7 protein-coding genes are annotated in these 6830 nt (G+C 65.3%); 2 read left to right on the top strand and 5 right to left on the bottom strand.

The genetic code is table 11. The features are described 5' to 3' along the window. The 5 genes from AB1609_13000 to AB1609_12980 form a co-directional block, all read right to left on the bottom strand. On the bottom strand, positions 1 to 308 hold a 308-nt coding region (locus AB1609_13000), incomplete at its 3' end, for a cation acetate symporter (protein ID MEW6047377.1). After that, complete coding sequence (locus tag AB1609_12995) at positions 305 to 760, bottom strand: hypothetical protein (protein MEW6047376.1); 456 nt, start codon at positions 758 to 760, stop codon at positions 305 to 307. The genes AB1609_13000 and AB1609_12995, both read right to left, overlap by 4 nt. Positions 761 to 941: 181 nt before the next feature. Then, positions 942 to 1772 carry an ABC transporter permease gene (locus tag AB1609_12990; protein ID MEW6047375.1) on the bottom strand — a complete coding sequence of 277 codons (831 nt, stop codon included), beginning with the start codon at positions 1770 to 1772 and terminating at the stop codon, positions 942 to 944. Between the two features lie 24 nt (positions 1773 to 1796). Further along, positions 1797 to 2612: an ABC transporter permease gene (locus AB1609_12985; GenBank protein ID MEW6047374.1), complete on the bottom strand. Its 816-nt coding sequence runs from the start codon at positions 2610 to 2612 to the stop codon at positions 1797 to 1799. A gap of 15 nt (positions 2613 to 2627) precedes the next feature. Continuing rightward, a complete protein-coding gene (locus AB1609_12980; GenBank protein ID MEW6047373.1) occupies positions 2628 to 3482 on the bottom strand; it encodes an ABC transporter ATP-binding protein in 855 nt (284 codons plus the stop codon). A 1013-nt stretch (positions 3483 to 4495) separates the two neighbouring features. Between AB1609_12980 and AB1609_12975 the strand changes: the two genes are divergently transcribed. Continuing rightward, entirely contained in the window at positions 4496 to 5182 is a 687-nt protein-coding gene (locus AB1609_12975; protein MEW6047372.1) for a dimethylmenaquinone methyltransferase, read from the top strand. A gap of 129 nt (positions 5183 to 5311) precedes the next feature. Beyond that, entirely contained in the window at positions 5312 to 6532 is a 1221-nt protein-coding gene (locus AB1609_12970) for an ABC transporter substrate-binding protein (protein ID MEW6047371.1), read from the top strand. Positions 6533 to 6830 lie beyond the last annotated feature (298 nt).

Raw genomic sequence — 6830 nt, 5'->3', positions numbered from 1 at the left:
TACTCGCCAAACCGCCGCAGGGGTGACGCAAAAAACAGGAGCAGGGGCACGAACCCGGCTGCATAGCCGGTTCCAAACCACATGCCATCGAGCCCCCAGGCATAGACGGCCCCGGCCACCCCCAAAAACGAAGCCGCGCTGAAGTAGTCCCCGCAGATGGCCGAGGCGTTGGTGAAAAAGCCGATGGTGCGCCCCGCCAGGTAGAACTCAAGGGTGGTGCGGGTAAAACGCCGGGCGTACCAGGAGACGGCGACGCTGAACAGCACCACCGATGCCGTTATGGCCACGGCAAAAGCGGGACCGGTCATGGCCACCTGCGCCAGAGTCCCCGCCGGGCCGCCCAGGCCAGCAGCCGCCACCCGCGGGGTGGGCCGGCGATCCGACGGGCGTAATAGCGGGCAAAGCGCCGTCCCAGCACGGATTCTTCGAGCCGGTTGGCCTCCACGGCATAACCAAGCCCGATGACGATGCAGAAAGCCGGGTAGAGGAAGAGGATGGAAAGCTCCGCGAGGGTAAAGCCGCCGAGGACGGGGACGTCGGTCCAAAAGCGCCAGAACGTATGGAGAAGGGGCATGGTGACGGTCACGGCAAAGAAGATGGCGCCGTAGCGCAAGCTGAGCCGTCGCTGGGCGCGGAAGACCGCTTCCACCTCCTCGGGGGTGTCAAACTCCAGCTCGTCCCAGGCCTCCCAGTCGGGACCCTCCAGGGGGTCCCGCAGGGGTGGGCCCTCCCGGCCGTCCAGCAGTGGTGCCGGGCTCATGACGCTGATGTCCCACGCTGCCTGAAAGCGAAGTCTTAGAGAAAAGATACGATAATCAGTGCCAACCGCCCTTCCCGGCGGCGGGCAGGGCGATAAGGCGGGAGTAGTCGTCCCGGGAGAGCAAGGTCGGCGGAGCTCCTCCCGACCGGATCGATTCGATGCGCTCCGGTCGCATCCCCCGTCAGTGCATGCCTGCCGTGCCGGCGGCGCGCACCCGGCGCTCCATGGCGGCGAACGAGCGGATGCCCACCAGCACGAAGGCGGCCGCCGAAGCGAGCAGGATGGCCACCGCGATGGGTACCGCCACCAGCGGGCGGGTGCCCAACACCAACACCCGCATGAGGTCGATCCCGTAGGTGACCGGCAGGGCAAGCCCAATCACCATGAGGGCTCGCGGCAGCGCCGTCACGGGGAAGTTGACCCCACACAGCACCTGCACCAGGAAGCTGCCCACGTCGGTCAGGAAGTTGGCTTCCCGGGCGAACAGCACGATGGCCGCGTACGCAAACCCGAATCCGTAGAGCGCCACGACGGTCGGAATGAGAACGAGCAGGGCAGGCCCCAGCGGGCCTCCTGCGGTGAAGCCGAACAAGAAGTGCGCCATGGTCAGCACCGAGACGGTGTTGAGGCCGGTGATCAGCACCCCGAACAGGCTGCGTCCCACGAGCAGCCACAGCCTGGAGTTGGGGGTCAGCCAGACCGCCTCGAGCGTCCCCTCGTCCATCTGCTGCTTCACCGCGAAGCCAAGCCCCCAGAACACCGCGCTGATGTAGCTGCCCACGATGCCCCCGAGCAGGACGAAGGAAAGGAAGTTGGACGTCCCCGTCGTCGTCTCGAACCCCGGCAAGCGCCCGCCGCTCGTGAAGCTCATCCCGAGGAAGTACACGGGCGCAAGCCACATGACGGGCTCCACCAAGCGCATCACGGCGTTCATCGGGTAGCGCAGGAAGACAAGCCACTCCCGCCTGACGGTGGCGAAGAGCACCCGCATGGCCGTCCCGATGATCCACACCTCCTCGGTAGTGGGCGAAGTTCCTCAGTAGTGGGCGAGGCTACCCGTACGCCGGGCCGTGCGCTCGACCGTTCGAAACACCCAGAACCCCAGCGCCACGAAGCCCGCGCCGAAGCATACGAGCGCCAGCGCATCGCCCTTTACCTGCTCCCACGTCCACCCGGCGAGCGCCACGCCGCGCAGGCTGCGGATGGCATACGTTAGGGGAAAGGCTTTGCTCACCGCCTGCATCCATCCCGGCATCACCTCGATGGGGAAGGTGATACCGGCGAAGACCGTGAACAGCCCCCGCACGAAGAACACCATCGCATCCGTCTCCCTCACCCGCAGCACGAGGCTTGCGAACACTACGCCGAGCCCCGTCACGGCAACTACCGACAGCACCAAGAGCAGCGCGATGAGGTCGAGGCTCCCCCGCACGTGGAAGCCGTACAACAGCCGCAGCTCAACCAGGGTGACCACCATCAGCGCCAGCGACTGGACCACTTGCACGGCTCCGGCGCCGGCGAGCAGCCACATCCGGGAAGCAGGCGAGACCCAGCTCGCCTCAAGCGTCCCCCGCCACTGCTCCTGCCGCAGGTGGGAGCCGAGCATCCACAGGGCGGTGTTGAGCACCATCCAGAGGGTGGTGCCGAGCAGGACGTAGCCCACGTAGTCCCCGGTGCCGGCGACGGCCTGGAAGGTGGCGATACCCTCGCCGGCCGGCCCCGCCAGCGCCCGCCCGAAGAAGACGTAGGCGGCCGGAAAGAGCACGGGCCAGACCAGAAGCCCCACCGACCACGTCGGGTAGCGGAGCATGATGAGGAGTTCCTTGCGGGCGACCGCCCAGGCGGCGCGCATTCGCCGTTCCACCCCTCAATCGCGAAGGGCGCGGCCCGTCATGGCGATGAACACGTCCTCGAGCGTCGGTTCCTTCACGGAGAAGTTGAGCAGCTGCAGCCCTTCGGCAAACACGGCGTGGACGACGTCGGCTGTGTCCCGCCGGCCGTCCGGGAGCGTGAGGGTGAGCGAGGTGGCCGACCCGCCGGGCTCCTGGTGCACGTCGACCACGTGGAGGTCCGGCAGGTGCCGCCTCAACCGCTCCAGGTGCCCGTCGGCGCCGGCCAGTCCCAGCCGGAACAGGCGCTGTCCGGGCAGGCGGCGCTTGAGGGCTTCGGGCGTGTCGCAGGCGACGATGCGGCCGTGGTTGATGATGGCCACCCGGTCGCACAGGAAGTCGCCTTCGTCCATGTAATGGGTGGTGAGGAGGATGGCCCGGCCCTCGGCCTTGAGCTCCAGGACGAGTTCCCGCAGAGTCCGGGCCGCCTGCGGGTCAAGCCCCAGAGTCGGCTCGTCGAGCAAGAGAGCCGGCGGGTCGTGGAGCAGAGCTCGGGCCAGGGAGAGGCGCTGCCGCATGCCCGTCGAGTAGCGTTCGACCAGCTCATCGGCGCGCTCCGACAGGCCGAGCCGGTCGAGCACCGCGCGGATGCGGCCAGGGATCGCGCGGGCCGGTACGTGGTAGAGGGTCGCAAAATACTCGAGGTTTTCCCGGCCAGTGAGTTTCCAGTAGAGGTGGCGTTCGCCGGCCATCACCACGCCGAGGCAGGCGCGGGCGGCAGCGGGATCGGTGCGAACGTCGTGGCCGCAGATGGAGGCCGTCCCGCTGGTGGGCTCGATCAGCGTCGACAGGATGCGGATGATGGTGGTCTTGCCGGCGCCGTTAAGCTCCAAGTTGCAATCCGAAAGCCCCTTGGCTGTGGAGCATACTCGCCTGATCCTTACCCTGCCGCAGTATGCGGCACAAAGAAGCATCCGGCACCAGCGCCTGTGGGAGGCGGTCCAGCGAGACGGTGGACCGCAAGATCCGCAGCAAATGCGGGTCGACGGCTGGTATCCCGTGGTGGTGCCGGAGTATGAGCTCTTGGCAGCCCATAGGCGGCCACTTCCGCCCCCGGAAACTAACAGTGAATCGGGGATCCGGCTGTTATAAGAGCTGCCCACCATTGGTCGCACGGAACGGTCTCACGGCGTCGGTGATAACTTCCAGCCACGCCTCCCGTGGGTGGGACGGCTCCTCTAGGTTACCGCAGATAACGCGAGGCGGTCCGCAGGTATATCCCGCGAAGTTCCTGCATAGCAGCGCCCGCCTTGGCCCCCAAGCTCCTCATCGTCGCTTGGTGGATCATGCTCCGGGGCGACCCAGACCGGGCCAGCAAAACAGCGAAACTCGCCCGCAAGCCCCGCCAACTTGCTTGTGGTGCTTGCGCCGAATCCAACGCAGGCGACGAAGGAGGGCTCCCAAGTAACCCACCACGGTCGGGTCTCAAACCGCGACGGAAGCGAAGACCACTCGCCGGAGCGCAAGATACGAACACGCATGCCGGCTTGGCGGCAACCACAAGTGCGAAAAGCGACATCCGGCCACGCTCGCGGGAGGAATGTGGGGCTTTCTGTCGTATATCTACACGACGCACAAGGGAGACGCATGTTTCGCAGTACGAGACGCTTGCGCCCGTGTCATTCAGAGCTGCCGTGCCCTATAGGCGCAATCAAGCGGCCCGGTGTTGCCGATTCGGCAAGTTAGCCGAGAAAGCGTCACGCGGGCGCAGGGACAACCCGGACCGGGTAAGTACGCGTGGCTCCAGCTTGTACCGGGTGCGGGAGATGATCGTCACGATCCAAGACCGACAAGACTAACGGGATAAGAGCCGTGAGCACGCCGCCTGAGGGGGGTATCTGCCAGAATGGCGATAGATGTGTTAGAGATGGCACGGCGGTATAGGAGTCTGTACGCTGCCGCCGTCTACGATGTGCTTGATGAGATGGGTTACCCTGCTCAGTGTCTCTCACTGGCGATCAGGCCCCTCCGGCGCGACATGGTGGTGGCAGGGCCTGCCTTCACGGTCGTGGGGCGGCGGGATCCTCGCGTGGAGGGCGAGTTTAACAACCCTAAGCTGGAAGATTTCCGCATGCTGGAGGCCATCACCGCCGGGTCCGTCATCGTGGTCAATGCCGAATCCGGGAACCCGGTCGGCCACTGGGGCGATCTGATGAGCGCCGCGGCTCGCGCCCGTGGCGCCGTCGGTATCGTCATCGACGGTGGAATAAGAGACAGCCGGATCCTACTGGAAATGGAAGACTGGCCAGTCTTCGTCAGGTATACGTCTCCCATCGAGTCGGACAAGCGGTGGAGGGTCGAGGATTTCCAGACTCCCATCGCCATGAGTGGCAGCCTCACCTCGCAAGTGCGGGTCAATCCAGGCGACTGGATATTCGGCGATGCGGACGGAGTCATTGTCATGCCGGCCCATTTGGCGGAAGAGGTGCTGGTGAAGGCTGAAGCTATCAAACAGATGGAGGACAAGGTGCGGGGGGAGCTGTCCACGGGCGCTCGGGTGAAAGAGGTCTTCGACCGCTACAAGCGCCTCTAGTTGCGGCGGCCCTGAGGAATGGTATGGTGGAAGGAGGTGCATGGGCGCAGGGCACGGGCCGTAATGCAGCGGGATTCGACTTGTGTGGTGGAGGTGCCGGCCCAAGAATCAAGGAAGGGAGTGGCAGGGGTGAGGACGCGAGTAGCTGTGCTCCTTGTAGCCGCTGCGATCGGGGCTGTGTGGTCCTGTTCGGCAGCTGCGGCAGTCAAACAGATTACGTGGTGGGCGGGCGCGTGGAACCAGGACGTCGCGCGCGCTATCGTCGAAGAGTTTAACCGTACTCATTCCGACATCCGGGTTCAGGTAGAGTTCTTCCCGTGGGAGGGCATGTTCGAGAAGTACCTGGTCTCTCTCGTGACGGGCAACGCACCCGACGTCATGAACGTGGCTGTGGACTGGAATGTTCCGTTCGCCTCGACAGGGAGGTTGCTCGCTCTCGACGAGTACATCGCTCGGGATCTCGACGAAAAGGACTTCCTACCCAACACCTGGATCAAGGCGACCTTCGAGGGTAAGCGCTTCGGAGTCCCGTACCGGACCGAGACAGCCGCGCTGTTGTACGACAAAGCGGCCTTCCGCGCCGCAGGGTTGGACCCGAACAGAGGCCCGGCCACGTGGCAAGAGCTTGCGACTTACGCGAGGCGCCTCACTTCGGCAGGGCGTTACGGCTACGGCTATCCCGGAAAAGAGCCGAACAACGTCACCATGAACCTCATCACCCTCATGTGGTGCTCGGGCGGCGACTTCGTCTCCAAGGACCTCACGCGGGCGACGGTGTCCGAACCCAAGGCGCTGCGCGCTGCAGAGTTCCTGTCGCAGCTTTACTTCGACGGCGTGGTGCCGTCGAGCACTCTCGAGAACACAGGGGACGACGTGCGCCGTCTGATGGCCAACAACCGGGTAGCCATGACGTTGACCGGCTCCTACGACATTGATCCCATCAAAGCGGCCAATCCACGCGCCGAGCTCGGCAGTGCACTGGTCCCGGAGTGGGAGACCCGAGCGTCTCTCCTCGCCGGGTGGAACGTGGTGATCACGAAGCAGAGCAAACGCCCGGACGCCGCGTGGGAATTCGTGAAGTTCTTCGTGATGCCCGAGAACATGGCTCGGTATACGATGACGTTCCCCACGCGGTACTCCGCGGCAGGCTTCCCGCGCTTCCAGGACCCGCTGCTGCGACCGTTCCTCGAGCAAACCCGCTACGCTCGACCCTTGCCGAACATCCCGCAGCTTCAGCAACTGCGCCAAATCATGTACGAGGAGTTCCAGCAAGTCCTGCTGCGCCGCAAGAGCGCCCGGGACGCCATGGAGTCTGCGGAGGTGCGGATGAACGAAGTCCTCGCGCGCTGACGCAGCACCCGGCGGGGGGCGCGGTTCAGCCGGGCACCTCCGTCACGGGGTGCCTGGCCTCTCCCGAGGCCTGCAGGGAACGTTCCGACGTCGGCGCGCGGTCACGGCGTGTTCGCAAAGCAGACTATGGGTGGTGCGAGCGGGTCCATGCGCCAAGCACGTCTCGGGCTTGCCTTTGTGATGCCAGCCGCGGCAACACTGCTCGCCTGGGTGTTCTACCCGCTCGTGAACGCGTGGGTCCTGGCGTTCCACCAGACGGATTGGCTCTCTCCCAACCTGAGATTCGTCGGTTTCGGCA

This window comes from Bacillota bacterium, from assembly GCA_040754675.1.
In the GTDB taxonomy this organism is placed as follows: domain Bacteria; phylum Bacillota; class Limnochordia; order Limnochordales; family Geochordaceae; genus Geochorda.
The sequence above is the reverse complement of the archived record's forward strand: the minus strand, read 5'-3'. Positions and strand labels throughout refer to the sequence as shown.